Origin of the sequence: Flavobacterium sp. SLB02, from assembly GCF_009664855.1 — a bacterium.
Lineage (GTDB): Bacteria > Bacteroidota > Bacteroidia > Flavobacteriales > Flavobacteriaceae > Flavobacterium.
In genome coordinates, this window is record NZ_CP045928.1 from 733,772 (window position 1) to 760,025 (window position 26,254).

Genomic DNA, 26,254 nt, shown 5'->3' on the forward strand with positions numbered 1-26,254 from the left:
ATTTATTTAATACTGTTATCTGCGGATAACATCTTTTTCAAAAACAGTAAAAAATGAAATATTTATTAGTCCTACTATTAGCAGGTGTAACTTCTAGTGCTCAAATTCAAAAAGAGCAGCTAAATCTTATGCCGTGGCCTCAGAGTGTTGTTTTAAACGACGGAAATTTTGCTTTAAATAAAAATTTTAAAGTAAACATTACCGGAAACCCTAATCCTCGAATTTTTGGAGGAGTAACTCGTTTTTTACGTCGCTTAGATGGTAGAACCGGTATTTTTTTCGAACAAGGTTTTATTACCAAATTAAATGAAGTTCCGACAGCTTCACTCCAGATCAATTGTACTAAGGCGGGAAAAATTGGTTTGTACGAAGATGAAAGCTATCATTTAGATATCAAACAAAATCAAATTACAATAAATGCAACCAGCGATTTAGGTGCACTTCACGGCCTTGAAACGTTATTGCAAATGTTGCAGAATAACAATAACTCATTTTATTTTCCAAACTCAAAAGTTTCAGATTTCCCAAGGTTTACCTGGAGAGGTTTGATGATTGATGTTTCAAGACACTTTCAGCCAATTGATGTAATCAAAAGAAACATTGATGGATTGGCTGCTATGAAAATGAACGTTTTCCACTGGCATTTAGTAGACGATCAGGGTTGGAGAATTGAAATGAAAAAACATCCCAAACTAATCGACTTAGCTTCGGATGGAATGTATTACACACAAGAGGAAATCAAGAATATCGTAAAATACGCTGATGAGCGTGGTATTTTGATAGTTCCGGAAATAGATGTTCCTGGTCATGGATCTGCAATACTTACTGCTTACCCGGAGATAGGAAGCAAAGTGATTACACTGACAGGAGGAACTTCTGAAAAAAATATTCAGGGTACGGCAATCGCCACCTATGGAATTGAAAGAAATGCGGGTATTTTTTCACCAACATTAGATCCTTCAAATCCTAAAACATATCAATTATTAAGTGAAATTTTTGATGAGGTTTGTCCATTATTCCCAGGCGCTTATTTTCATATCGGGGGAGATGAAAACGAAGGTAAAGACTGGGATGCAAACCCAAAAATTCAGGAATTTAAAAAGAAAAACAAGTTAGCAAACAACCATGAATTGCAGACTTATTTTACCATGCAATTAGTGCCAATGCTTAAAAAACATGGTAAACAACTAATGGGATGGGAAGAGATTTTGACAAAAAACATGTCAAAAGATGCCATTATTCATTCCTGGAGAGGTCCTAACGAAGGAGTTATTGCAGGTCAGTCATTGGTTGATGCAGTAAAAAAAGGATACAAAACAGTTTTATCAAACGGATATTATATCGATCTAATGTACCCAATTGCAAGCCACTATCTGAATGATCCTATGCCAAAAGGTGCCAATTTAACTGCTGATGAAAAAGCAAGAATTTTGGGTGGAGAAGCCACAATGTGGACAGAACTGGTAACGCCATTAACGATCGATTCAAGACTTTGGCCAAGAACAGCTGCAATTGCAGAGAGACTTTGGTCAGCAGAAGATATTACAGATGTAGCCAATATGCGCAAACGTCTTGAAGTAGTTTCTTTTAGATTAGAAGAATTAGGATTAACACACATTCGCAACAAAGATGTTATTTTAAGAAACATCACAAACAATCAAAACATTGCTTCTCTAGATGAGTTTTCGAATGTTTGCGAACCATTAAAAGGATATACACGTAATAAAGGCGGAACGGAGTATCAAATGTATTCACCATTTACACTTTTTGCTGATGCTTGTGGACCGGATGCCACAGATTCTTTAGCTTTTGATGACGCAGTAACAAAATATCTGGCCAATAAAACACCGGAAAATAAAGCAAAAGTAACGGCATTTTTTACCAGATGGATTGCCTTAAATAAAGAGTTAGTTGCTTTGAGTGCCAATGCTCCTTTACTACAGCCAATTTTGCCTTTGTCTAAAAAACTAACAGATGCATCCCAGGAATTGTTACTTGTTTTAGAGAACAAATCAACATTAAAAGCTGATGATCTAAAAAGTTTAATAGAGCAATGTAATACAAAAGATCATGCAGATGTTGAGTTATCAGTATATGCAAGTCTTAAAAAATTAATTTAAAGAGTTTGGTTTGAGTTAGTATTTAGTAAGTTTTGTTACCATGATTATTAGTAATTTATTTATCTCTACCAGAAGTTTCTGGTAGAGGTGAATATGGTAAGAGCAACTAAATTAAAATTATTAAATCAAATAAAAAATATAGTAACCAAATAAGAATTATTAACATTTAAAACCAAATAAAACAGAATAAAGTATAAACATGACAAACAAGTAGAGTATTAAAATTGATGAACCCCAAATTTATCATTTGCTAACCTAATTTTTTTTTTAAATTAAATAAATATCAATCAGTGCTATTCACTAATGATTATGGAAAATCAGTAATAGTAGTATTTATTTTTAGAAGTAATATGAATTAATTTCCTGTGAGTTGCAATGTTTTCTATTTGCAATTTATTGAAACCCAGTTATTGTTTTTATGTGCCGTGTTTTGGTGCATAATTTATTGTAATTGGAATATTTATTTTTTTTCTATTAACCAATATTAATTTAACTATGAAACATTATTACAGATTGCTTTTTTTGTTACTGTTTCCCTTACTCGCGTTAGCCCAACCAGCTCACGGCAAAAAAGTAGTGGGGTATTATGCGCAATGGTCTATCTATGCCCGGGATTTTAATATCCCCAAAATAGACGGCAGTAAATTGACGCATTTGAATTATTCTTTTTATGGGACAACTTACGATCCGGCCCATCCTGAGAACACCAAATTATTATGTTTGGATAGCTATGCCGATTTTGAGCATATGGAAGGCGGAATCCCTTGGGATGCTCCGGTAAAAGGAAACTTTTATGACTTGAAAAAGTTAAAAGAAAAGTATCCTCATTTAAAAGTTTTAATCTCTGTAGGAGGATGGACAAAAGGTCAGGATCTTTCTCCAATTGCAGCAAGTCCTGTTGCAAGAGCCGCTCTGGCTGCAGACATGGCAAAATTCATTACCACTTATCCGTTTATTGACGGGTTCGACATTGACTGGGAATATCCTCTTTCAGGAGGAACAGATGGTACTGAAGTAATCAACGGAGCACCAATTCCTCCGCAAAAGTACAGCCCGGACGACAACAAAAACTTAGTTTATTTATTGAAAGCAATGCGTCAGGCAATGCCCAATAAATTAGTTACAATTGCTGCGGGAAACAATGTTCGAAATGTATCCAAACAATATCTTGGGCCAAACAACAGATCGCAATACGGAATGACAGAAGACATTTCGACTTATTGTGATTATATCACCTATTTTGGCTATGATTTTGGAGGAAACTGGTATGATAAAACCTGCTACAACGCTCCTTTATACGGAAGTGGAAACGCAAATGATCCTTTATATGGCGCAGCACAATCAGAATCTTTGGACGAATTAACAAATCAATATCTTAATGTAGTTGGTTTTCCTGCCAATAAATTAATCATGGGATTGCCTTTCTACGGGAAAAAATTTGATCATGTAGCCAATAACGGAACCAATCCTAATTTACCCGGATTGTTCGTTTCAGCACCAAGAGATATAGTTCCGGGATGTACAAACCCACAAAACCCTATAGGAACCTGGGATGGAGCAGCAGCCTGCGAACGTTCGGGAAGCATCGAAATTTGCGATTTAGTAGGGAATCCGGTAACGAATTCACATGCTTATTTAGATCCAAATACAATGCTAGTTACTCCAAGTGCAGCTTCGGCAGGATGGGTACGTTATTTCGATAATACAACAAAAGTTCCTTATTTATACAATGCGACTTTAAAACAGTTTATCTCTTATGAAGATAAGCAATCAATGGATTTAAAAGTGCAGTATATTAAATCAAAAAATTTAGCCGGAGGTATGGTTTGGGAATTGTCTCAGGATACCAGAGGTTCTATTCCTAATTCATTATTAAATCAGATAGATACTTCATTTGGGAGTGTAGTTCCGGGAACAGTAAGTATTGCAGGTTCTGTAAAAAACGGAGCAGCTTTAGTTCCGGATGTTACTGTTGAATTGCGTAATGCAAGCAATGTAGTATTGCAGACCGTAGTTTCTCCTGGCGGAAATTTCACCTTCAATAACTTAACTTCAGGACAAAATTATACATTAACTGCTTTAAAAGCTTCTTATACTTTTGTTCCGGTGACATTAAATAATGTTGCAGTAAATCAAGCAGGTGTTGTTATTAACGGAACACAACCTACTTATACCGTTAGCGGAACAGTTCTTAATGGAACAACTCCGGTTTCTGGGGTAACAGTTTCGGCTACTTCAGCAACAACAGTTTTAACTGCAGTTTCTAATGCAAGCGGAGTTTATAGCGTTGCCGGTTTAACAGCTGGACTTAATTTTACCCTTACAGCTGCAAAATCAGGATTTTCATATACGCCAGCTTCTACAGTCTATAATGCAATCGATGCTAACAAAACGCTGAATTTTATTCAGGGCGCACCAATTGTTAATTATACCGTTAGCGGAACAGTTCTTAACTCAACAACGCCGGTTTCTGGTGTAGCAGTTACAGCAACTTCTACAACAGGAAATTTCACAGCAGTTACAAACGCAAGTGGTGTTTATTCGCTTAGTTTGCCTTCTGGAGGAAATTATACGGTAACAGCAGCTTTAACAGGGCAAACCTTTACACCGGCTTCAACAGTTTATACCAATTTAGTTGCCAATAAAACATTAAACTTTGCTCAGGATGTTGTTGTAACACCTTCAGGTAAAATTAGCGGAACTGTTAAAAACGGAGCAAATTTTGTTTCTGGTGCCAAAGTAGAGATAGTTTTACCTTGGACAGATAACTCACACCCTTGGAAAAGTGTTATCGCCATAACAGATGCACAAGGAAAATACAGTTTTGATAATGCAGTTGTAGCAGGATATACAACAATTACAAGTTTAAAATTAAACACCTGGGAAAACGGAGAAGTGGTTTATTTACCAAATAATCTGGCAAATTTTGCAGTTCCGGCAAATCCCACAGTTTATAATTTCAGCACAGGTTCTACAGCAAGAGCAGCTGCACTAGCTGTTACCAACCTAATTAGTGGTTCTGTAAAAAATGGAACGACCCCGGTTGCAGGAGCAAAAGTAGAATTGGTGGTGCCATGGACAGATAATACCCACAACTGGAAAAGTGTTATTGCCACAACAGATGCATCAGGAAATTATAGTTTTGATAATTCAGTTGTAGCAGGTTATACGCAAGTTTTAAGTTTAAAATTAAATGGTTGGGAAAACGGTGATGTGATTTATTATCCAAATAACTTATCCAACTTTGCAATGCCAACAACTCCAACTGTTTATGATTTTAATAGACAAGCGGTGGTTGCGACTAAGCCAGTGGTTACCATTACAGCGCCAACAGCTTCGGCGATAGCTATAAATTTAGGATCAGCAATTAATTTTGTTGCAAGTGTAGGATTAAGTGCTGCTGATGCCACTACAATTTCATCTGTTGTATTTAGTTTAGATGGACAAAGTTTGAGTGCTACCAATTCTTCAGGAACTTATACAGCTATTTGGACACCAGCAGCAAATCAGTTTGGAGTTTCTCATACGTTAACCGTTACGGCTACTGCATCAAACGGAACAACAGATTCTAAAACATATAGTTTTACATTAAGTTGTTCAGGTGCAAACTGTCCAAATTCTTTGCCAGTAATTACTTGGAATTCACCATCGAATACCACTGTAAACCAAAGTTCTTTCCAGGTTGTACCAATTTCAGTTACAGCTGTTGATAGTAACGGATCAGTTTCAGGTGTTACTATTACAATAAATGGAGGTACGTTTAACATGACAGCAGGTACAAACAATACCTATACGTATAATTTTACACCCTCTGCTTATCAGGATTATCCAGTTGTAATCAAAGCAACCGATAATCAATCTGGTGTAACTACATTAAATAATACAATTAAAATTGCTCCGGTGAGCACCAATAGATTTATCCCGCTTCCATCCAAAATTATTTTAGGATACGCACATTCCTGGGAAAATACTGGTGCTCCATTTTTATATTTTTCTCAAATGGTAGGAAGTAAGTTTAACGTAGTTGATTATTCTTTTGTAGAAACAGTTAATCGTGATGGTTACACACCAGTATTAACTACAAATGACACTAGATATCTGACCAATGGTGTTTTCAATAAGCAATTGTTGAAAAACGATATTAAATCCTTAAGAGATAGCGGCGTTCCTGTTATTGTCTCTATTGGAGGTCAAAATGGTCATGTTGTTTTAGACAATGTAACTCAAAAAAATATTTTTGTTAATGGTCTGAAAGCAATTATTGATGAGTATCAATTTGATGGAGTTGATATTGATTTTGAGGGCGGATCGATGAATTTTAATGCAGGAGGTTTAAGAAATATTTCTTATGCGGGTATTTCTGCTTATCCAAGATTAAAAAACGTAGTAGATGCTTTCAAAGAATTAAAAGCGTACTATGGTCCTGGATTTTTATTAACTGCAGCTCCGGAAACACAATACGTACAAGGAGGATATTCTACCTACACAGATACTTTTGGTTCCTTCCTGCCGATCATTCAAAACTTGCGTAATGAATTGGATTTGTTAGCGGTACAATTGTACAATACAGGAGGAGAAAACGGATTAGATGGTCAATATTATGGTTCAGCCAAGAAAGCAAACATGGTAACAGCCCTAACTGATATGGTGATAAAAGGCTATAACATTGGTACAACAGGAATGCATTTTGATGGTTTACCTGCCTCAAAAGTTCTTATTGCATTACCAGCCTGTCCAAGTGCAGCAGGCAGCGGTTATTTAACGCCGGCAGAAGGAATTAGTGCTATGGATTATTTAAGAAACGGAACCACGTTTTCAGGAAGAACATATACTATGCAGCCAGGCGGACCATATCCTTCTTTAAGAGGTTTAATGACCTGGTCTGTAAATTGGGATGCATCTTCTTGTGGTAATTCATCTGAATTATCTAAAGCCTATGCCGCTTATTTTGCTTCGCAGTCAACAGCAAGAAAACTCTCAGTGGATACTATCGAAGCAAATAACGCAACTGTGGCTTATTTCAAAAACGATGCGTTATCAGTTACAAATGACACCCAGGATATCGCTCAGGTAGACGTGTTTAGTACCATCGGGCAATTATTGATAAGTCATAAAAACATTCAGAATAATAAAGAAGTACTGCTTCAAAATTATAGTTTCTCAACAAAACAAATATTTGTAGTGATCGTAACAGACAAAGCAGGAAACAAAAAATCACTGAAAGTAATGAACTTTTTAAATTAATTAAATGAATGAAAATTTAGAAATAAAAAAATTAGGACGGTTAAAATTGAGTTTGGTTATTTATTTTTTAATCTAGTTTTTATTTCGAATAAATGCATCAAATTTAGGTGATTTGTTATTTGGTTTTCACCCGGAGGCGAGCATTAGAACCTGGCAATTATATTGTCAGGTTTTTTTATGCTTTAAGGTGAAGTAAAATTAATAGTGATTTTTTTTAGGAGCTATTTCCTGCACCCGAGCCTGAAAGTGCGAATTGGGGAAGCAATCCGTTCCTTTTGTGCCTCCCGATAGCTATCGGGACCGGCACAAAAGGATTTCCACTACTATCAGGGCTAGGGCACCCGTTTTCATAAGACAAAATCAGAATAAAAAATCGGTATAAATCCGCGTTTTCGCAAAGCGAATCCGTGCCATCCGCGTGCCATTTCCTCACGATTAACACAAATTCAAAACTATTTTAAGTACTTTTGAAACTCAATAATCGTATTAAAAACTTCATGAAGAAATCGATCACCATTATAATCACATTTTTATTTTTTACTTTTTCCTTCGCCCAAAATAATTTCGGAAACCCAGAAGTAGACCCAATCCACATTCAAAAAACATATACAGATTGGTCAGCATACCAAAGTAAAAACATCATGCTTTCAAGAGATTTTGTAGCATTAGATCCAAATTCAAAAGAAATTTCGAAAGAATCTTTTCTAAATCTATTGGCAAACAGAAACTACATCCCAATCCGACTAAAATCAGAAGATTCAACATACTATTATAAGCTATTTCTAATTCAGCAGAATTCAGATACTAGCATAAAAGCCACCATCAATCAAATTGGTTTCGATGCCCACAAAAATTTCGAAATGGAAGGAACCCAATTTCCAAAATTCTCTTTCAAAGATCTAAACGGGAATTTAGTTTCAAATGAATCCATGAAAGGAAAAATCATTGTTATAAAATGCTGGTACATTCACTGCACGCCATGCATCAAAGAATTTCCACAGGTAAACAAACTGGCAGACGAATACAAAGACCGAAAAGATATTCTGTTTATAAGTCTGGCCGAAGATGCTCAGGAAAAATTAAAAGTATTTTTAGCCAAAAGACCTTTGGCATATTCCGTAATTCCAAACATGAAAGTGTATATGAATGAATCATTACAACTCAATTCATTCCCAACACATTTTATTTTAAACAAAGAAGGAATTATTGCAAAAGTCTTGCCTAATTTCGAAAGTTTAGAAGTCGCCTTAGAGAAAGAAAGTAAATTATAATTTTTTTAAACCATATAAGTGATATAAGAAATTGTAAGTTTGGTTTTATATAAAGCTTGTGATTAAATTAATCTCGCAAAAGCGCAAAGTTTTTCTTTTTTAAGTTTAGTTTAGATGAACTTATGTCACTTATATGGTAAAAATTTTCAACACAAAGTATGTTTTCTTTGCGCCTCTGCGGCTTTGCGAGAAATTTTCTCCGCATGGTAAAAACTTAGAACCTTAGCACCTTTGCAACTTAGAACCTTTTTTCGTACTTTTGCACCAAATTAATTAAAAAGACATTCATGTTAACAGTCAATAATTTATCAGTTCAATTTGGCAAACGTATTTTGTTTGACGAAGTAAATACCACATTCACACACGGAAATATTTATGGAGTTATTGGAGCCAATGGTGCTGGAAAATCTACCTTTCTAAAAATCATTTCGGGCGATATCGACCCAACTTCTGGCCACATTCATTTAGAGCCCGGAAAACGTATGTCGGTTTTAAACCAAAATCACAACATGTTCGACGAGCATACGGTTTTGGAAACTGTTTTGATGGGAAATAAAGTTTTGTACGCTGTTAAAAAAGAAATGGATGAACTTTATTTAGATTACAACGATAAAAACGCAGACAGAATTGGAGAGCTTCAGGTTCAGTTCGAAGAAATGAACGGATGGAATGCAGATTCTGATGCCGCATCGATGTTGTCTAACTTAGGAATCAACGAAGAGCATCATTATACATTAATGGGAGATCTTGAGGGAAAAATTAAAGTTCGTGTCCTTTTGGCGCAGGCACTTTTTGGAAATCCTGATTTGCTTATTATGGATGAGCCTACCAACGACCTGGATTTTGAAACCATCTCTTGGTTAGAAAATTTTTTAGCCAATTATGAAAATACAGTAATTGTAGTCTCTCACGACCGTCACTTTTTAGATTCGGTTTGTACACATATTTCTGATATCGATTTTGGAAAAATAAATCACTATTCAGGAAACTATACTTTCTGGTACGAGTCTAGCCAATTAGCGGCAAAACAACGTGCACAGCAAAACAAGAAAGCCGAAGAAAAGAAACAGGAATTAGAAGAATTTATTCGTCGTTTTAGCGCCAACGTTGCCAAATCAAAACAAGCAACATCTCGTAAAAAAATGATTTCTAAATTGAATATTTCAGATATCAAACCTTCAAGCCGTCGTTATCCAGCAATCATTTTTGATCAGGATCGTGAAGCAGGAGATCAGATTTTGAATGTTGAAAATTTAGAAGCGTCTGTAGATGGAGATCTTTTGTTTAAAGGAGTAGATCTTAATATGGCAAAAGGCGATAAAATAGTTCTTTTCTCAAAAGATTCACGTGCTACAACAGCATTCTACGAAATTTTGAACAATCAGCAAAAAGCAGATGCAGGAACTTTCGATTGGGGAATTACAACCAATCAGGCTTATTTACCGGCTGAAAACCATTCTTTCTTCGAGAACGATTTAACATTGGTAGACTGGTTACGCCAATACGCGAAAACGGAAGAAGAACGTGATGAAGTATTTATTAGAGGATTCTTAGGGAAAATGATTTTCTCAGGAGAAGAAGCTTTAAAAACTAGCCGCGTATTATCAGGAGGAGAAAAAGTACGTTGTATGCTTTCGAGAATGATGATGGAAAGAGCTAATATCCTAATGCTTGATGAGCCAACGAATCACTTAGATTTGGAGTCGATTACAGCTTTTAATAATTCGCTAAAAAACTTCAAAGGATCTGTAATTTTTACCACACATGACCACGAGTTTGCGCAAACGGTTGGAAATAGAGTAGTAGAGCTTACACCAAACGGAGCAATCGACCGTTATATGACATTTGATGAATATCTTGACGACGAAAAAGTTCAGGAATTAAGAACAAAAATGTACGCGAAATAAAACATAGTTTTAGATAAAAAAAAATCCCGATCATTCAACTGATCGGGATTTTTTTATGTTTATTTCTTACCGCCAAAAAGCTTAGCGAATATAAAGATGATTATCGCAACAATAAAGATGACGATAAAAATCCCGAATCCCATTCCGGCTTTAAAAATGTCTCCAATAACTTCGCAACTTGTAAATGAAAATAGTATTACGAATACCATTAACAAACGTGTAATGTTCTTTTGCATGATTTTGCTGTTTTTAGTGTTTTAAAAAGAATTTTGTATTCTAATTATCGTTAGATTAAAATTACTTCAAACAACAAAAAAAGGTGTTATATAATTTTGCCGGAAAGTTCTATGATTTGGAGATTAGATATAGTTATAGTCCTTTTTTGTTAGATCATGTACTTATTAATAGTTTATTATTTTTTGATGTATACTGTTGTTTTTTTATCGCCACTTTTCTCAATAATTTGGTTTTCCACGCCTTTTTTTAAGTCTCTGCTAGCTGTCGCAGATGACAAATCACTAAAATATTTCATATAATCTTTTCTAGCGAATTCTTCTTTTACGTTTTCTATAAATAATTCTAACCGTTCAGTTTCGTTTAATTTTTTTGTAGAATTTTCAAGCAACGACGAAAGTGAAGTGTCTATTATTTGTAGCATATAGGAAATAAAATGAGTTGATTTTCCTTCTTTGTCACAAACCGATAAAATCTTATAATATTCTTGCTGATTTTTTGAAATTAACGTCTCGAAAGGCAGGAATTGAAATAATTTATATTCGCTCATCAAAATCAGGGTTTGCCATAATCTTCCCATTCTTCCATTTCCATCCATAAAAGAATGAATGAATTCCATTTCGTAATGAAATACACAACTTTTTATTAACGAGATTTCAGATTTATCTTTTAAATATTCGAATAAATCCTTCATCAAAAAAGGAACGTTTTGATAGGGCGGTGCAATATGTTCTACTTTTGCGCCTTTTACAATTCCAACTCCTTTTTTTCTGTAAGTTCCAGGATCTTCAATTAGATTTTTCATTAACAATTTATGAGCTTTCAAAAAATCTTTTTCCGACTGGTATTTTAAGGAACTTAAGTTATCATATACCTCTAAAGCATTTAAGACTTCAATGATATCTTTTTGAGGTCCCACAACTTTCTTGTTTTCAAGAATTGCAGTAATTTGTTCCTCAGACAATGCGTTTCCTTCAATACTTAACGAAGAATGAATTGTTTTTATCTTATTTTGTTTTCTTAATGTAGGGTTTTGCTTGACTAAATATTTTGCGTTTACTTCTCCGATTTTCTCAGAGACAATAACGATTAATTTTAATATTTCGGGAGTTATTTCGTACGGAGGCTTCATTTTGATACTATCATTTGATACTATCAAAAGTAGTAATTATTAATCATTGAAGTTAATTTTATTTCAAATACTATCATTTGAACAACAAAAAAATAGGTCTAATTTGATTCAAAAAACATCAATGATATTAAAAAAGAGCCGTAGGCTCGACCATATTGTAGGGCTGGATTTTAATCCAGTCAAAAAGAATGATAACCATTATACAACGAATTAATTTCGAAGCCTCGGGACGTTGCTACAATATAAATCATTCCTACGAAATTTTAAAATTACAAAAATCAGATCGATCTTATTTTTTTGCAAATGTTTTTTGATTACGAATATGTGTCACCCCTATGAGGTTCTTATGAAATGCTATAGAAATTGCTATAAATATAACGTCCCTCTGGGACTGGGATTTTTAATATAAAGAGTGTAACGGAATATTAAGATAACATCTCAATCAACTGAATTTTATTCCCGCAAGTATCATCCAAAATGGCAATTTTTACATTGCCCATTTCGGTGGGTTTCATACTAAATACAACGTTAAGATGTACAAGTCTATCATATTCTTCCTGAAGATTCTCTACATTAAATTGCGTGTACGGAATTCCGGTATCAAACAACGCTTTTTGATACGTTTTAACCGGTTCAAAATGATTGGGTGACGGTTCTAATAAAATTTCGACTCCGTCTGGTTCCTCTTTAGAAACTACTGTTAGCCATCTGTTATTTTCGCCTAAAGGCACATCATGTTTTTTTATAAAACCCAATTTTGTAGTATAAAATTGTAATGCCTTTTCTTGTTCTTGAACTGGGATTCCTATGACTTTTACTTTCATGATTTTATAGTTTTAAAATTGAATGTTTTCTCCCATATTCACTTTTTATATCTTTCAATTGCAATTCCATACAATTATCTAAAGTTAAAAAATGAATTGATTTTGAAGATTTTCCTGTTTGATATTCGTCTAGGAAATCTTTCCAAATTGTTGGATAAAATATCCCTAAAGAAAAGAATATTAAACATGGAAAAGTAAAATTACCATTTCCAATGAGATAGGCTTGCATTCTGATTTCATCTTTCATTGTCATTTCATATTCTAAAACAATGTGCTTTAAATCGTGATTTTCAAATTTCGGAATTAATCGATAGTTTTTATTGTCGAGCATTTCTGCAACTTCACGTCCAACGGTTCCCAATTGTAAAGTTCTTAAATTACTTAATTTAGCTGCTAAATGATCTTTTCCATGAATAAGTTCTAAAAGCCAAATAATTCCTCCTGTGATTTTTAGTTGTTTAATTTTGTTTATCATTAAAATGAAGACTTTTTTTTATTCTCCAATTGTTCCAGTTTTGACTTTGCCGCCTCGTTTATAACTCAAAGCAATTACACCGCTTGGCGTAACTGTATTTTCTATTAAGGTAAATCCTGCCGGAGTTGAGTTATCATCGAACAATTTTTTTCCTTTACCTAGAATTATGGGATAAATTAAAAGCCCAAGTTCATCGATTAAATCATGTTGAAGCAAAAGTTGCACAAGTGTTGCACTTCCCCAAACTTTAATATCTCCGCCTTCTGAATTTTTGAGTTTTTTGATGTCTTCTATAGTCGAAAGAAATTCGGTATTTTCCCAGTCAGAGTTATTTCTGGTAGAGGACAAAACATATTTGGTTACCTCATTGATTCCTGGCCAGCCTTCTGCATGTTTTGGCCAATAGTCTTCAAAAATATCAAATGTTTTTCTGCCCAAAAGAATATCGGCAGGTTTCATTTGTTCCTGCATGACATTGCCATATTCCTCATCTCCAAAAGGCGCCACCCAGCCTCCATATTCAAAACCGTCTGAAGTATCTTCTTCCGGTCCACCAGGTGCCTGCATTACGCCATCGATTGTAATCATGGTTATTACGATTATTTTTCTCATGATGTTTGGTTTTTGCATTTATCAAATATAAGAAAAACAAGTAAATTTCCGATCAGGTAAAAAAGAGCCATCGGCTCGACTAATATTGTAGGGCTGGATTTTAATCTAGTTTACAAATATGGAATTTCGATATAATAATAACGTTTATTAATAATATGCATCTCTCCCAGAGAATTTAAAGTCAAATATTTGTGTTAAGTTAAAAAACATAATTCAAGCATAAATTATGTGCCAAAACCAATAAAAAAATATTTCCCTTCCCAACACCCCAACAAATAAATTCTGATTTCGTATATTTGCCCAACCAAACATTACACTTAATTATGAGCCAAAAAGTATTACTTAATTCAAAAGAAGTTACTATCATACTCCATCGTTTGGCTTGTCAGTTAATCGAAAAACACCTTGATTTCTCCGATACTATTTTAGTTGGGATTCAACCAAGAGGCGTTTTTTTAGCTGAACGTTTAAAACAAATATTAGAAAACGAATATCAGGTTCCGGAGATTTCTTTGGGCTATCTGGACATCACTTTTTTTAGAGATGATTTTCGTCGTACTGATAAACCGCTGGAAGCCAATAAAACACAAATAAATTTTATAGTCGAAAACAAGAAAGTCATTTTTATCGATGACGTATTGTTTACCGGACGAAGCATTCGTTCTGCGTTAACCGCAATTCAGTCTTTTGGAAGACCTTCAGAAATCGAATTGTTAGTGTTAATCGACAGACGTTTTAGCCGTAATTTACCTATTCAGCCCGATTATCGTGGTCGTCAGGTTGATGCTATAAACGACGAAAAAGTAAAAGTGAGCTGGAAAGAGAATGAAGGCGAGGATGCCGTTTATCTGATAACGAATTAAAAGTTTAATCGGTGATTTGTTTAATTGTTTAATCGGAAAGAAACGATTACCGGTATAGCAAAAACGCTTAAACAAATAAACGCTTAAACAAAAAAATATGACAGAGAATGAAACGTTTATTTATGAATCAATTTTTAATCAGGTCAGAATGGGATTTCTTTCTCTTGATGAGATTCAGGAGAACATTATAGAAGAAATTGAAGACAACGAATTTGCAGACGAAATCTCAGAAGAATGGGCTTTTGATAAAATAAGAGAAGAATACCAAAAGTTATTGTCAGAAAGTAAACAATGGGAAAGTCCAACAGATACTGAAAGGCTAATAAATGCGTTTGATGAATTGTGTGACGAGAATATTCTGGCACTTCATAATGCAGGTTACACCACAACAGATGGTGAATATGAAGTGGTTGAGGTTGAAAGAGAATTGCAGGAAAACGAAATAGAGTCTGATGGTTATTGTTTTTATCACGAACAGGATTTGGCAAGAGCAATTGCAGTTGAAAATCCAAGTTTGTTTATCGCTTTTCAGAAAGTAGATAATTCTGATGATGCAACGACAATAGAAGTAGGAAAAGTAGTAGCTGAGGTTTTAATAAACAACGATTTTAAAATAAAATGGGATGGCTCTGCAAGAACCAAAATCGAAATTCCGGGCTTCAGATGGCAGAAGATTTTTGATGAAGACGCAAGAGATCTCCTGGATTACAGTGAAGTGGTAGACAGAATGGTTCAATAGAGTTGCTGCTCTTTAAATAAGCATTGAAGAACTGAATATTTTCAGAAATTCATGAATTTGACAAATAAATATTAAAGAAATAAAAATGAAAGAATTAAGCGTAAATCATTTATTAGGAATAAAATACATCAACGAGAATGATATTAACCTGATTTTTGAAACTGCCGATCATTTTAAAGAAGTCATTAACAGACCCATTAAAAAAGTTCCTTCATTGCGAGATATTACTATTGCCAATATTTTCTTCGAAAATAGTACCAGAACAAAACTTTCGTTCGAATTGGCTCAAAAACGATTATCTGCTGATGTTATCAGTTTTTCGGCAGCTCAGTCTTCGGTTAAAAAAGGAGAAACCCTGATTGATACTGTAAATAATATCCTTTCCATGAAAGTAGACATGGTTGTAATGCGCCACTCCAATCCCGGAGCGGCTTATTTTTTATCCAAAAATGTCAAAGCCAGTATCGTAAATGCCGGAGACGGTGCGCACGAACATCCTACTCAGGCTTTGCTTGACAGTTATTCGATCAGAGAAAAACTAGGAGATGTAGGTGGAAAAAAAGTAGTTATTGTAGGTGATATTCTGCATTCAAGAGTAGCCTTATCCAACATATATGCTTTGCAAATGCAAGGCGCCGAAGTAAAAGTTTGCGGACCAAAAACGTTAATTCCAAGATATATTGAATCACTGGGAGTTACAGTTGAACCAAATTTAAGAAAAGCCTTAGAATGGTGCGACGTAGCCAATATGCTCCGTGTACAAAACGAACGTATGGATGTGAATTTCTTCCCGTCAACACGTGAATACGCACAACAATACGGCGTCGATAAACCATTATTAGATTCTCTTAATAAAGAAATCGTTATCATGCACCCCGGACCAATCAACAGAGGAGTAGAGATCACCTCTGAAGTTGCAGACTCTGATCATTCGGTGATTTTGAATCAGGTAGAAAACGGTGTTGCAATTAGAATGGCGGTGATTTATTTATTGGCGTCTAAGATTCAATAATTTAGTCTCATTTTTCGGTTTCAGTTTTCAATGACGGTTAGAATTTGAAAATGTTTTTTGTTACTGTGACTGTAACAACTCAGGTTCACACAAAGTTAAAACTGTTTGCTGTGATTGGGACTGAAAACCAAAAAAATCGTACCTTAGCTCCCGCAATAGAGCCTATAAATTAGAAGATGAAAGTAGATCAAAAAGGACATACCGTTACGATTAAAAATACACAGGGAGATTTTAATGCTTTTCTGGAAAAAGTAACGCAGCAATTTAAAACCTTTGAAAAACAAAATATTATAATCGATTTAACAGCAGATTCCGGTTTGTCTGAAAAAGATGTAAAGCTTTTTTTACCACTTGCAAAACAGCAAAAAAAAGCCAAAAAATCCTTTGTAATTGTAGTTGCTGATCTTGACTTTAATGCTATTTCAGATAAATTGATTGTTGTTCCTTCTCTTTTAGAGGCACACGATATTATCGAAATGGAAGAAATCGAAAGAGACTTAGGTTTTTAATTTTAGATTTTAGAGTTCAGATTTTAGATTTTTGAATAACTAAATCAATCTTAAATATTACTTACTCAATCTAAAATCAACAATCTAAAATGAAGCTTACTATACTTGGCTGTTATGCCGCAACTCCCAGAACACTTACCAACCCAACTTCGCAGGTTTTAGAAATTAAGAACAGATTGTTTTTAATAGATTGTGGCGAAGGAACTCAGGTACAATTGCGTAAAAACAAAATTAAATTCTCAAAGATCAATCACATTTTTATTTCGCATTTGCACGGTGATCACCTTTATGGATTAATTGGTACCATTTCGACTTTTTCACTTTTGGGTAGAACAACCGATTTGCACATTTACGGACCAAAAGGAATTAAAGAATTAATCCTTCTTCAATTGAAGCTGACAGAATCCTGGACCACTTATGATTTGTTTTTTCATGAATTAGAATCCAAAGAAAGCGAAGTTATTTTTGAAGATAACAGGGTTATTGTAAAAACAATCCCTCTGAAACATCGCGTTTACACAAACGGATTTTTATTTCAGGAAAAGCCCGGAGACAGAAAACTAAATGTTGATGCTGTTCAGCAATACAATATTCACACTGCTTATTATCAAAAAATAAAGGGTGGAGGAGATATTACTCTGGATAACGGAACTGTAATCGAAAACGAGAAATTATCTTTCGATCCGATTCCGGCAAAGAGCTACGCCTTTTGCTCAGATACCGTTTACAACGAAGATATTATTCCGGTTATAAAAGATGTTGATGTCTTATATCATGAATCAACTTTTTTAGAATCAGAAGCTCCTTTAGCTTTAAAAACATTGCATTCGACAGCCAAAGAAGCTGCAAGAATTGCATTGAAAGCAAATGTAAAGCAACTAGTTTTAGGTCATTACTCTACACGATATGACGGCATTGAACGTTTTAAAGAAGAAGCCCAAGAAATTTTCCCGAACGTACTTTTAGGAGATGACGGAAGAAGTTTTGAGTGGGAATAAGTTATGAATTATAAATTATGAGTTAGAAGTTGTCTCTTGCAATAAATTTTAGTCTAAAAATCTAAGAAGTCTAACAATCTAAAGATCTGGAAAAATGAATGATTTAAGCAATTATAGAAAATCTTACGAGAAGAGCGAATTATTAGAAACCAATATTCCTGCAGATCCTATTAATCTTTTTAACAGATGGTTTCATGAAGTAGAAGATTTCGGCGCAAGCGGAGAAGTAAATGCCATGACAGTTTCGACAATTGGATTAGATGGTTTCCCAAAATCGAGAGTGGTTCTATTAAAGAAATTTTCTGAAGAAGGTTTTATTTTTTATACCAATTATGAATCAGAAAAAGGAAAAGCAATTGCAGCAAACCCTCATGTTTGTTTGTCTTTTTTTTGGCAGGAGATGGAACGTCAGGTAATTATAAAAGGAATTGCACAAAAAACGTCTGAGAATATATCGGATGGTTATTTTGATTCCCGTCCTGACGGAAGTAAGCTCGGCGCTATAGTTTCACACCAAAGTGAAGTGATTCCCTCAAGAACTTTTTTAGAAGAAAATCTAAAAAAACTGGAAGCACAATTTGAAGGAAAATCAATTCCGAGACCTGATAATTGGGGAGGATATTTAGTAACGCCTTTAGAGGTTGAATTTTGGCAGGGAAGACCTAACAGATTGCATGATAGAATACGTTACCAAAGCCAATCTGATTATTCCTGGAAGATTGAAAGATTATCTTCTTAGTTTGTAAGATTTTTACGTTTAATAAATAAATAACCATGTAGTTCATCGATTAATTTTGCAGTTTACCGATAAATTGAATACGTTTGGAATAAGAAAAACGAGACAATTTATTTTTAAAAATATAATTTAAGGAATTTGCCCCAACATTTACTTTAATTTTAACTGCTATTGATTATGAAAAAGATGATGTGTGCCATGATGTTCGTTGTAATTTCTATTACAATGAACTCATGCTCTGCAGATAGTGCCGAGGGAACAGATAATAGTACTACAACCGAAACTCTGGTTACAAACTACACTTATAATGATTCAGAGATCGAAACCATGAAACTTATCAATGATTACAGGGTAAGTATTGGTTTAAATGCATTAGAAAAAATAAATCATATTTCGTTTAAATGTGAAGAGCATAATAATTATATGATTGCTAACAATGTTGTGGATCATAATGATTTCACTTCACGTTCGAACAATATTATTAGCGTTTTAGGAGCTAAAAAAGTAGGTGAGAATGTTGCCTACAATTACAAAACTTCTGAAGCGGCAGTAAGAGCGTGGCTTGATAGCCCAGGACATAAAGAAAATATCGTAGGAGATTTTACTCATTTTGGTCTATCAGTAACAACTGATGCAAAAACAGGAAAAAAATACTATACGAATATTTTCGCTAAAATTTAAATATTATTGGACTGGTTGGTTTTTAGTAGTCGTTGCGAATCTTTGATTTGCGACGGCTTTTTTAAAGATCAACAACTGGTAAAATCCTGCATAAAAAAATCCAAATTTCAATACGAATAGACGTATTGGAATTTGGATTTTTTAAAATATTGGAATTTAATTTTTAAAGTCCTATAATAATAAATTCACTTCTTCTGTTCATTTGGTGTTCTTCTTCAGAACAATTCACCCCATCAGAACATCCATTTACCAGTTGGGTTTCCCCATATCCTTTTCCGGTTAATCGGTTTTTGGCTACGCCGTTTTTAACCAGCCAGTCAATGGTTGATTTTGCTCTTCGGTTCGATAAAGCTTCATTATACTTAAATGTTGCACGACTATCGGTATGCGAACGGATATCGAGTCTCATCTTTGGGTTGTTGTTCAGTACATCGAGGATTTTCTCTAGATCCAGAGCTGCTTCTGTTCTGATGTTGGATTTATCCAGATCAAAATAAATCATTTTAATACCAAAACATTTTCCAAGATCATCACCGATGGTGACTTTGCAGGTTGATTTTTCCAAAGCAATTGGAAGACTTGTTTTTCCAGTTAATTTTCCGATTGTTACACTGACTTCCCTTGTGGTATATTCTTCTTTTTCGGCCCTAACGTTATAGGTTTTCCCGCATTCCACCGCAAAATTATAATATCCGTTTGCGTCAGAAATTGTGGTGCTTTTTATTGTTGTTCCTTCATACAAAGTCACTTTTGTTCCGGATAAAACAGCGCCTGTTTGCTCATCTGTAATGATACCTTCGAGTGTCTGAACACATTGTAGTTTTCGGGTTTCCAGAAATTTATAAATATCATCAGATCCCTGACCTCCATCTTTGTTTGAACTAAAATAGCCACGTCGTGAAACCGGATCTATGATATAGGCAAAATCATCTTTAGGAGAATTGATATCCCCGCCTACATTCTGAATATTGCTGATAGTTGCGTTATCTTCTATTTTACCCACAAATACATCGAGTCCGCCTAGTCCGGGATGTCCGTCTGAGGCAAAGTAGATTTCGTTTTCGTTTGTGATGTACGGAAAGGTTTCCTTGCCTTCGGTGTTAATGGTATTGCCAAGGTTTTGTGGTGGACCATAACTCTCACCATTAACACTTACTTTATAGATATCAGACTGTCCGATCGTTCCTGGCATATCACAGGCAAAATACAAGGTTTTCTCATCCGGGCTCAGAGCGGGATGTCCCACACTATAATTGTCGCTGTTAAAAGGAAGCTCGGTAATATTTGCCCATTTGCCGTTATTATCCAGTGTGGCTTTGTATATTTTGATTAGCGTAATTTTGTTGTCATCTTTTCCTTTTTTGCCGTTTACATAATTGTTACGGGTAAAATAAACCGTTTTGCCATCTTTGGTGAAAACCGGAGAAGATTCATGGAATTTGGTATTGATGGAGGTTTTGAATTTATTCACTTTGGCACTGCTTCCCGTTGCCGGATCTACATCGGCAAAATACAGATTGGTAAAATATTCATTAGTCCATTTGTGTTTTCTTTGAGAAAAGTTCCCGGTATCCCTGGACGATGCAAAATAGATTTTATTGTCGTAAACAAAGGATCCGTAATCTGAATACTTAGAGTTGATGCCTGCATCTTGGATTGTATAACGTCCTGAATTGGCTTTGATCTGATCGAGATAATTGACATCTTCCTTGTACAATTTCCCCCTGTTGTCATTTTTGAATTTAGCATTGAATTCAGAAAGAAGTTTATTGGCCTTATCAATTTGTCCGGTTGATTTTAGCGATTGTGCATACCTGTAATAATACTCCGGTTCAGGACTTGTATTTATGGCAAAAAGCTCACCATACCATTTGACAGCGCCATCAAAATCAGAATTGAAGTAATAGGAATTACCCAGTTTCTTGAACATATCCTCGGATTTGTATCCTTTTTCGGCTATGCGCTCATAGGTTTTAATAGCGTCGATATAGGCATAATTGTCGTATTTTTTATCTCCGGCAGCTACCTTAGAATCCTGTGCATAACTGTCAAATGAAAAACAGATTATTATTAAGCATAGAAGTATATAATTTTTCATAATCATTTTTTTTAGAAGAAACGAGGGGTTGTCATTTTACCGTTGTTTTTAAAGAACTCATAACGCAGGAAGATCTCATGGGATCCTGAATTATAATTGTTCAGGTTGGTGGTCTCACGATCATAACCATATCCTAAATAAAGTCCGTCAGTGATCTGGAAGCCTACCATCGCACTTAGCGAGGCACTCCATCTGTAGGCTACCCCCACCACAAATTTTTCCATGAACATAAAGTTGGCCGATACATCTACCTGAAGTGGTGCTCCTTCGACCATCTTACCCAAAACTGCGGGTTTGAATTTGATGTATTCAAGCTTATCGAGATCAAATACATAACCTGCCATTAAATAATAATTGATCTTGTCTTTGAAAATGGCAATGTCATTATCATCATATCGGTTGGTTTCTATAAAGTTAGGCACTGACAAACCAATGTAAGCCTTATCAGAATGCCAGTAAACACCGGCTCCCACATTGGGAGAAAACTTATTATCGAGATCCTGAAACTGCGGATCGCCCTGACTCTCTGGATTTAGCTTGTTGATGTCTAGATTGAACAAATTGGCCGTTCCCTTGATCCCGAAAGACAATTTGAAATCCGGAGAGGTCTGAATAGTATAGGAAAGATCAACCGATAAATTATTCTCGTTGGTTGGTCCTATCTTATCATTGACAAGCGACACACCCACTCCCAGATTGCTGTTATTGATGGGGGTGTTGACAGAAAAACTGCTGGTTTCAGGGGCACCGTCGAGCCCAACCCATTGGGTGCGGTACAATCCGAAAATACTCAAAGCGCCTCTTGATCCTGCGTAAGCCGGATTTATCGCGATCGTATTATACATGTATTGCGTATATTGGGCATCTTGCTGTGCATAACTGGCAACTCCCGCAAACATTATGACGAAGAAATATAATTTTGCTCTCATAGTAGATATTATTATATTATTATTACTATCGATTTTATTTAGATAAATATAAATACCCATCTTTCTTATTATTTTGAAGTACATTATTTCCATCTAACGATTTGTAATTAATAATGTAGAAATAAGTTCCGGTTGGTAATCCTTCAGATTGCTTAACGGTGGTTCTTCCTCTTGATATTCCATCAAATGCATTTGATGTATTGTTATAATTATCAGTTTCAAAAACTAATATTCCCCAACGATTGTAGATCTCTACATTATTTTCCGGATAACAAGTTGTATCATCAATACTATCAATTCTGAAAACATCATTTATTCCGTCACCATTAGGGGAGAAGGCATTGTGTACCACAACATTTCCGCAGGCTAATACTTTACAATCATCATTAATTTCCATAGTCAGTAAAATGCTTCTAGGGCAATTTTGATCTGTTATTTTATATTCAAATGTGTAATTGCCAAGAGCTAAGCCAAGGGCATTAAAAGTATTTCCTTGTATTGTATTGCTATTGTTAGGATCAATCCAAACTCCTGTCGAAGGCGTGTTTTCCGGCAATAAAGCAAGTAAATCAATAAGAGTCGAATCATCGTTACAAGCCTGGCTTGAGATATTTACAATACCATTTGGTACAACAGTTATTGTAACTGTAGCCGTATCGCAGTTATCAGCAATTAGTTTATCACAAATTTGATAGCTATAAGTATAAGTTCCCGCCGGAGTTAAACTCGATACCGTTACATTTCCTAGAGCATCAAAAGTGATATTTGGATCTGTTTTCGCATTATTATTTTGAGCTAATAATGTAAAGTTTACTAATTCTAATGATGCTCTTGTAATACCTTTAAAGTCATTGACTAAAACATTTCCAACCAACCCAAATGTATTACAGCCTATATTGCTGTAAACATCATCTGTAGCAATTACTGGAGTAGGAGGGGCAGGGTCGACAATAGTAATAGTTACAGTTGCAGTATCACAGTTTGTAGTATGATCAGCCTCACAAATTTGATAGACCAATGTCAAAGTACCACTCGGTGCATTTGCTAAAACATCTACAGATCCATTCGCATTTAATTGTAAAAACTCATTTGGAGTTACTGTTGTAATAATAACATCAGCTGCTGTTACTACTATACCTTCAAGAGTGTCATTAGGTAACACATTTAAAACATTTGTCGTAATATGATTCACTCCCGTAATTGGTCCCGCCGTATCATCATTGGCAACGATATCAGATAAAACTTTACAATTTACTCCAAAGTCAGCATCTAAATGAACGAGATCTTCAGGGGTTACAGTTGCAATATAACCGCTGGCGCCGCTAGTTGTACTACAAACCGTATGCAATTGCGATTTACTAGTCTTATTTGGTGCTTTTTTATTTGTAATGGATGGAAGAACTTTTACCAAACCTGTCGCGCCTAAAGCAGCGGCAACAGCATCAAGATTAGCATCTTTTACCAGTTTTATAGTATAATCCCCGTAAGGATTTGTACTAGCAGGTCGGTCTCTCCAAAATCCTTCACGACCTACAATTACTTCCTGATGATATCCGTTAGGGCCATCAATAATAACATTAGCACTCAAGGCATTTCCAAAACCTCCTGCATTCAATTCACCCACATTTGATGGTCCTGCATAATTTCCGTCACCATTAAGATCGATCCATTCCCATTGGCTATAATCAATCGCCCCGTTTGTGTCAGGAATATTTTTAGTTACAATGCCATCATTATTAGCATCATACCATTCATCCTGAACTCCGTTACCATTAGTATCATACCAAACATAATCTCCTAAAACCGGTAGTGTCGATTTTCCGTATTCAAAATTATGTTCCTGAATTTTACAATCTTCAAGAGTAGTAAAAAACAAACTTGAATCTATAGGATACAATTGATGTACGCTATTCAAGTTGGCATCCTGAACCTGAACTACATAACTTCCGGCAACCATACCTGAGAAATTATAAAGACCATCGGCACCTGTTATGCGCAATAAAACAGGACCAGTCGTAGTACCTTGCGGAACCAAAGTAACAGGCACATTTGCAATTGGTGTATTAGTGTCTTTGTTTATTATTTGTCCGGATATTTTAACTCTATAAGTTGGCTGAGTAATTACAACTGTTGCAGTTGCAGAACAAGTTTCGCTACCGCTATTTACAGATGATGTTGCTGTAAGTGTGTAGGCTCCTGCCGGTAAATTAGTATTACTAACAACCTCATTATTTTCGTTTCTAATAACAACAGTCGATCCTGGGCTATTAGTAACTAAGATCAAACCATCTTTTCCGCCAAAACAAGTTACATTCGAAGCAAGTCCAGTTACCGAAACTTTATTTTCGACAGTAAAAGTTTGTTTCAATTCGGTTTTATTACCTGCACAATCCGTCAAAGTATACGTTCTTGTCAGGATATAAGCATTTCCGTCGCAACCACTTCCTCCATTATTAGCATCATTTACGGTGATATCTACAGTAGTACTGCAATTGTCAGTGGCATCTTTTATATCACCCGGATTTCCAAGAGGAATATCAGTAATCGTTTGCAGGTTTGCAACATTAACAGGAGCCTTTCCAGTAGGCGGAGTAGTATCTCTAACTGTTATTATTTGAGTATAACTAGCCGTATTTAAACCACAATCGCTGGTAGTCCATGTACGGGTTAAAGTATAATTTGTAGAACAACCATTTTGAATATCACTCTTAGTTTCACTAAAAACTATTGGTAAATTACCATTGCAATTATCAGAAGCTTCAAGATTTGCAGGTTCAGGAACAGCATCGCAAGAAACCGTAATATCTGTTGGAAGTTCTCCAATAAATGTTGGTTTTGTTGTATCCTCAATAGTGATCACTTGCGTGAAAGTATCAGAAGTATTTCCACAATCGTCTTTTACAGTCCATGTATTGGTATAGGTTCCCGCATTCGAACAATCTGCCGAAGCTACAAACGCACCACTTACTTTTACAATATTCGAAACATCACTATCACATAAATCTGAAGCGATTGGAAATAACGCTTGCGCGGAAGTTAAAGCGGAAGCATCGCTACATTGGATAGTTTTATTTAATGAAGCTGTTTCAGTTTCCCAAGTTGGAGCATTAATGTCTTGTACAATAATTGTTTGACTAACCGGTAGTGAGATATTTCCACAAGCATCAGTAGCAGTCCAGGTTCTTGTTTTGGTATAAGAACCGCTGCAATTGCCAGGAGTAGTTGTATCTTCAAAAGTTAATGAGGCAATTGTACGATTATTATCTGTTGCAGTAGCTTGTGCAAACACAGGCTCGGCAGGACAATTTATTGTTGAAGTTTCCGGTAGCGGATCAATTATTGGTTTAACTGAATCTCCATCAAGGATTTCAAATGTTGCAGTATAGGTACATCCTTTAGCATCAGTGATTAATGCACTGTAATTTCCTGATGGAAGATTTGTGGCTGTAGCCAAAGTTTGCTTCGGAGTAGTGTTCCATGAATAAGTATAAGGACCAGTTCCGCCAGAAGCTACCACAGTTGCAGATCCACTAGAAACTCCACCACAACTTGAGTTTACTTGAGATTTTGAAGCCGTTAAAGAAAGTTCAGGTTCAGTAATAATTATTTGCTCTGTATCTGTACAGCCTTTTTCATCCGTTACAGTTACAATATAAGTTCCCACAATTAAATTATTGGCTGTAGCCGAAGTTTGAATTGGATTTGTGTTCCAAGAGTAAGAATAAGTTCCTGTTCCACCAGTTGCCGAAGCTGTTGCAGATCCCGTTGCGTCACCTTTACAGTTTACATTAGTATCAGTTTTTATAGCTGCTGTAAGTGCAAGTTCAGGTTCAGTAATAATTATTTGCTCTGTATCTGTACAGCCTTTTT

Annotated in this window: 19 protein-coding genes; 11 read left to right on the forward strand and 8 right to left on the reverse strand. The window is 35.3% G+C overall.

Annotation, left to right across the window (positions count from 1 at the left end; all coding sequences use genetic code 11):
- The first annotated feature begins 53 nt into the window (after nt 1–53).
- From GIY83_RS03195 to GIY83_RS03210, 4 genes are all read left to right on the forward strand, one after another.
- On the forward strand, nt 54–2,120 hold the full coding sequence (locus tag GIY83_RS03195; protein ID WP_208684675.1) for a beta-N-acetylhexosaminidase: 2,067 nt from the start codon (nt 54–56) through the stop codon (nt 2,118–2,120).
- A 495-nt stretch (nt 2,121–2,615) separates the two neighbouring features.
- Entirely contained in the window at nt 2,616–7,364 is a 4,749-nt protein-coding gene (gene chiA, locus GIY83_RS03200; RefSeq protein WP_208684682.1) for a T9SS-translocated chitinase ChiA, read from the forward strand.
- 497 nt (nt 7,365–7,861) lie between these two features.
- Entirely contained in the window at nt 7,862–8,635 is a 774-nt protein-coding gene (locus tag GIY83_RS03205; protein WP_208684684.1) for a TlpA disulfide reductase family protein, read from the forward strand.
- 287 nt (nt 8,636–8,922) lie between these two features.
- Nucleotides 8,923–10,542 carry an ABC-F family ATP-binding cassette domain-containing protein gene (locus GIY83_RS03210; RefSeq protein WP_072964944.1) on the forward strand — a complete coding sequence of 540 codons (1,620 nt, stop codon included), beginning with the start codon at nt 8,923–8,925 and terminating at the stop codon, nt 10,540–10,542.
- A 59-nt stretch (nt 10,543–10,601) separates the two neighbouring features.
- Here the strand turns inward: GIY83_RS03210 and GIY83_RS03215 are convergent, their stop codons facing one another.
- From GIY83_RS03215 to GIY83_RS03235, 5 genes are all read right to left on the reverse strand, one after another.
- Nucleotides 10,602–10,778 (reverse strand): hypothetical protein, encoded by a 177-nt coding sequence (locus GIY83_RS03215; protein ID WP_173969674.1) that lies wholly within the window; start codon nt 10,776–10,778, stop codon nt 10,602–10,604.
- 176 nt (nt 10,779–10,954) lie between these two features.
- Nucleotides 10,955–11,908 carry a Fic family protein gene (locus GIY83_RS03220; protein WP_208684686.1) on the reverse strand — a complete coding sequence of 318 codons (954 nt, stop codon included), beginning with the start codon at nt 11,906–11,908 and terminating at the stop codon, nt 10,955–10,957.
- A gap of 425 nt (nt 11,909–12,333) precedes the next feature.
- On the reverse strand, nt 12,334–12,732 hold the full coding sequence (locus GIY83_RS03225; protein ID WP_208684694.1) for a VOC family protein: 399 nt from the start codon (nt 12,730–12,732) through the stop codon (nt 12,334–12,336).
- Between the two features lie 4 nt (nt 12,733–12,736).
- Nucleotides 12,737–13,207 carry a hypothetical protein gene (locus tag GIY83_RS03230; protein WP_208684696.1) on the reverse strand — a complete coding sequence of 157 codons (471 nt, stop codon included), beginning with the start codon at nt 13,205–13,207 and terminating at the stop codon, nt 12,737–12,739.
- Nucleotides 13,208–13,225: 18 nt separating this feature from the next.
- Nucleotides 13,226–13,819 carry a dihydrofolate reductase family protein gene (locus tag GIY83_RS03235; RefSeq protein WP_194620342.1) on the reverse strand — a complete coding sequence of 198 codons (594 nt, stop codon included), beginning with the start codon at nt 13,817–13,819 and terminating at the stop codon, nt 13,226–13,228.
- Between the two features lie 323 nt (nt 13,820–14,142).
- On the opposite strand from GIY83_RS03235, the gene pyrR reads away from it, so the two are divergent.
- From pyrR to GIY83_RS03270, 7 genes are all read left to right on the forward strand, one after another.
- Nucleotides 14,143–14,682 (forward strand): bifunctional pyr operon transcriptional regulator/uracil phosphoribosyltransferase PyrR, encoded by a 540-nt coding sequence (pyrR, locus tag GIY83_RS03240; RefSeq protein WP_078005278.1) that lies wholly within the window; start codon nt 14,143–14,145, stop codon nt 14,680–14,682.
- A 97-nt stretch (nt 14,683–14,779) separates the two neighbouring features.
- Nucleotides 14,780–15,421, forward strand: coding sequence for a hypothetical protein (locus GIY83_RS03245; RefSeq protein WP_194620343.1), 642 nt, complete (start codon nt 14,780–14,782; stop codon nt 15,419–15,421).
- Nucleotides 15,422–15,506: 85 nt separating this feature from the next.
- On the forward strand, nt 15,507–16,433 hold the full coding sequence (locus GIY83_RS03250) for an aspartate carbamoyltransferase catalytic subunit (RefSeq protein ID WP_194620344.1): 927 nt from the start codon (nt 15,507–15,509) through the stop codon (nt 16,431–16,433).
- A gap of 176 nt (nt 16,434–16,609) precedes the next feature.
- The gene (locus tag GIY83_RS03255) at nt 16,610–16,942 is read left to right on the forward strand and encodes a ribonuclease Z (RefSeq protein WP_194620346.1); all 333 of its coding nucleotides are present in this window, start codon (nt 16,610–16,612) and stop codon (nt 16,940–16,942) included.
- A gap of 89 nt (nt 16,943–17,031) precedes the next feature.
- Nucleotides 17,032–17,940, forward strand: coding sequence for a ribonuclease Z (locus GIY83_RS03260; RefSeq protein WP_208684698.1), 909 nt, complete (start codon nt 17,032–17,034; stop codon nt 17,938–17,940).
- Between the two features lie 94 nt (nt 17,941–18,034).
- Nucleotides 18,035–18,679, forward strand: a complete 645-nt coding sequence (gene pdxH, locus GIY83_RS03265; protein WP_194620350.1) for a pyridoxamine 5'-phosphate oxidase — start codon at nt 18,035–18,037, stop codon at nt 18,677–18,679.
- 174 nt (nt 18,680–18,853) lie between these two features.
- Nucleotides 18,854–19,357, forward strand: a complete 504-nt coding sequence (locus tag GIY83_RS03270; RefSeq protein WP_208684701.1) for a CAP domain-containing protein — start codon at nt 18,854–18,856, stop codon at nt 19,355–19,357.
- A gap of 163 nt (nt 19,358–19,520) precedes the next feature.
- On the opposite strand, the gene GIY83_RS03275 is transcribed toward GIY83_RS03270, so the two are convergent.
- From GIY83_RS03275 to GIY83_RS03285, 3 genes are all read right to left on the reverse strand, one after another.
- Nucleotides 19,521–21,455, reverse strand: a complete 1,935-nt coding sequence (locus GIY83_RS03275) for an OmpA family protein (protein WP_208684703.1) — start codon at nt 21,453–21,455, stop codon at nt 19,521–19,523.
- 11 nt (nt 21,456–21,466) lie between these two features.
- Nucleotides 21,467–22,384: a type IX secretion system membrane protein PorP/SprF gene (locus GIY83_RS03280; protein ID WP_208684705.1), complete on the reverse strand. Its 918-nt coding sequence runs from the start codon at nt 22,382–22,384 to the stop codon at nt 21,467–21,469.
- Nucleotides 22,385–22,418: 34 nt separating this feature from the next.
- On the reverse strand, nt 22,419–26,254 hold a 3,836-nt coding region (locus tag GIY83_RS03285; RefSeq protein WP_208684707.1), incomplete at its 5' end, for a gliding motility-associated C-terminal domain-containing protein.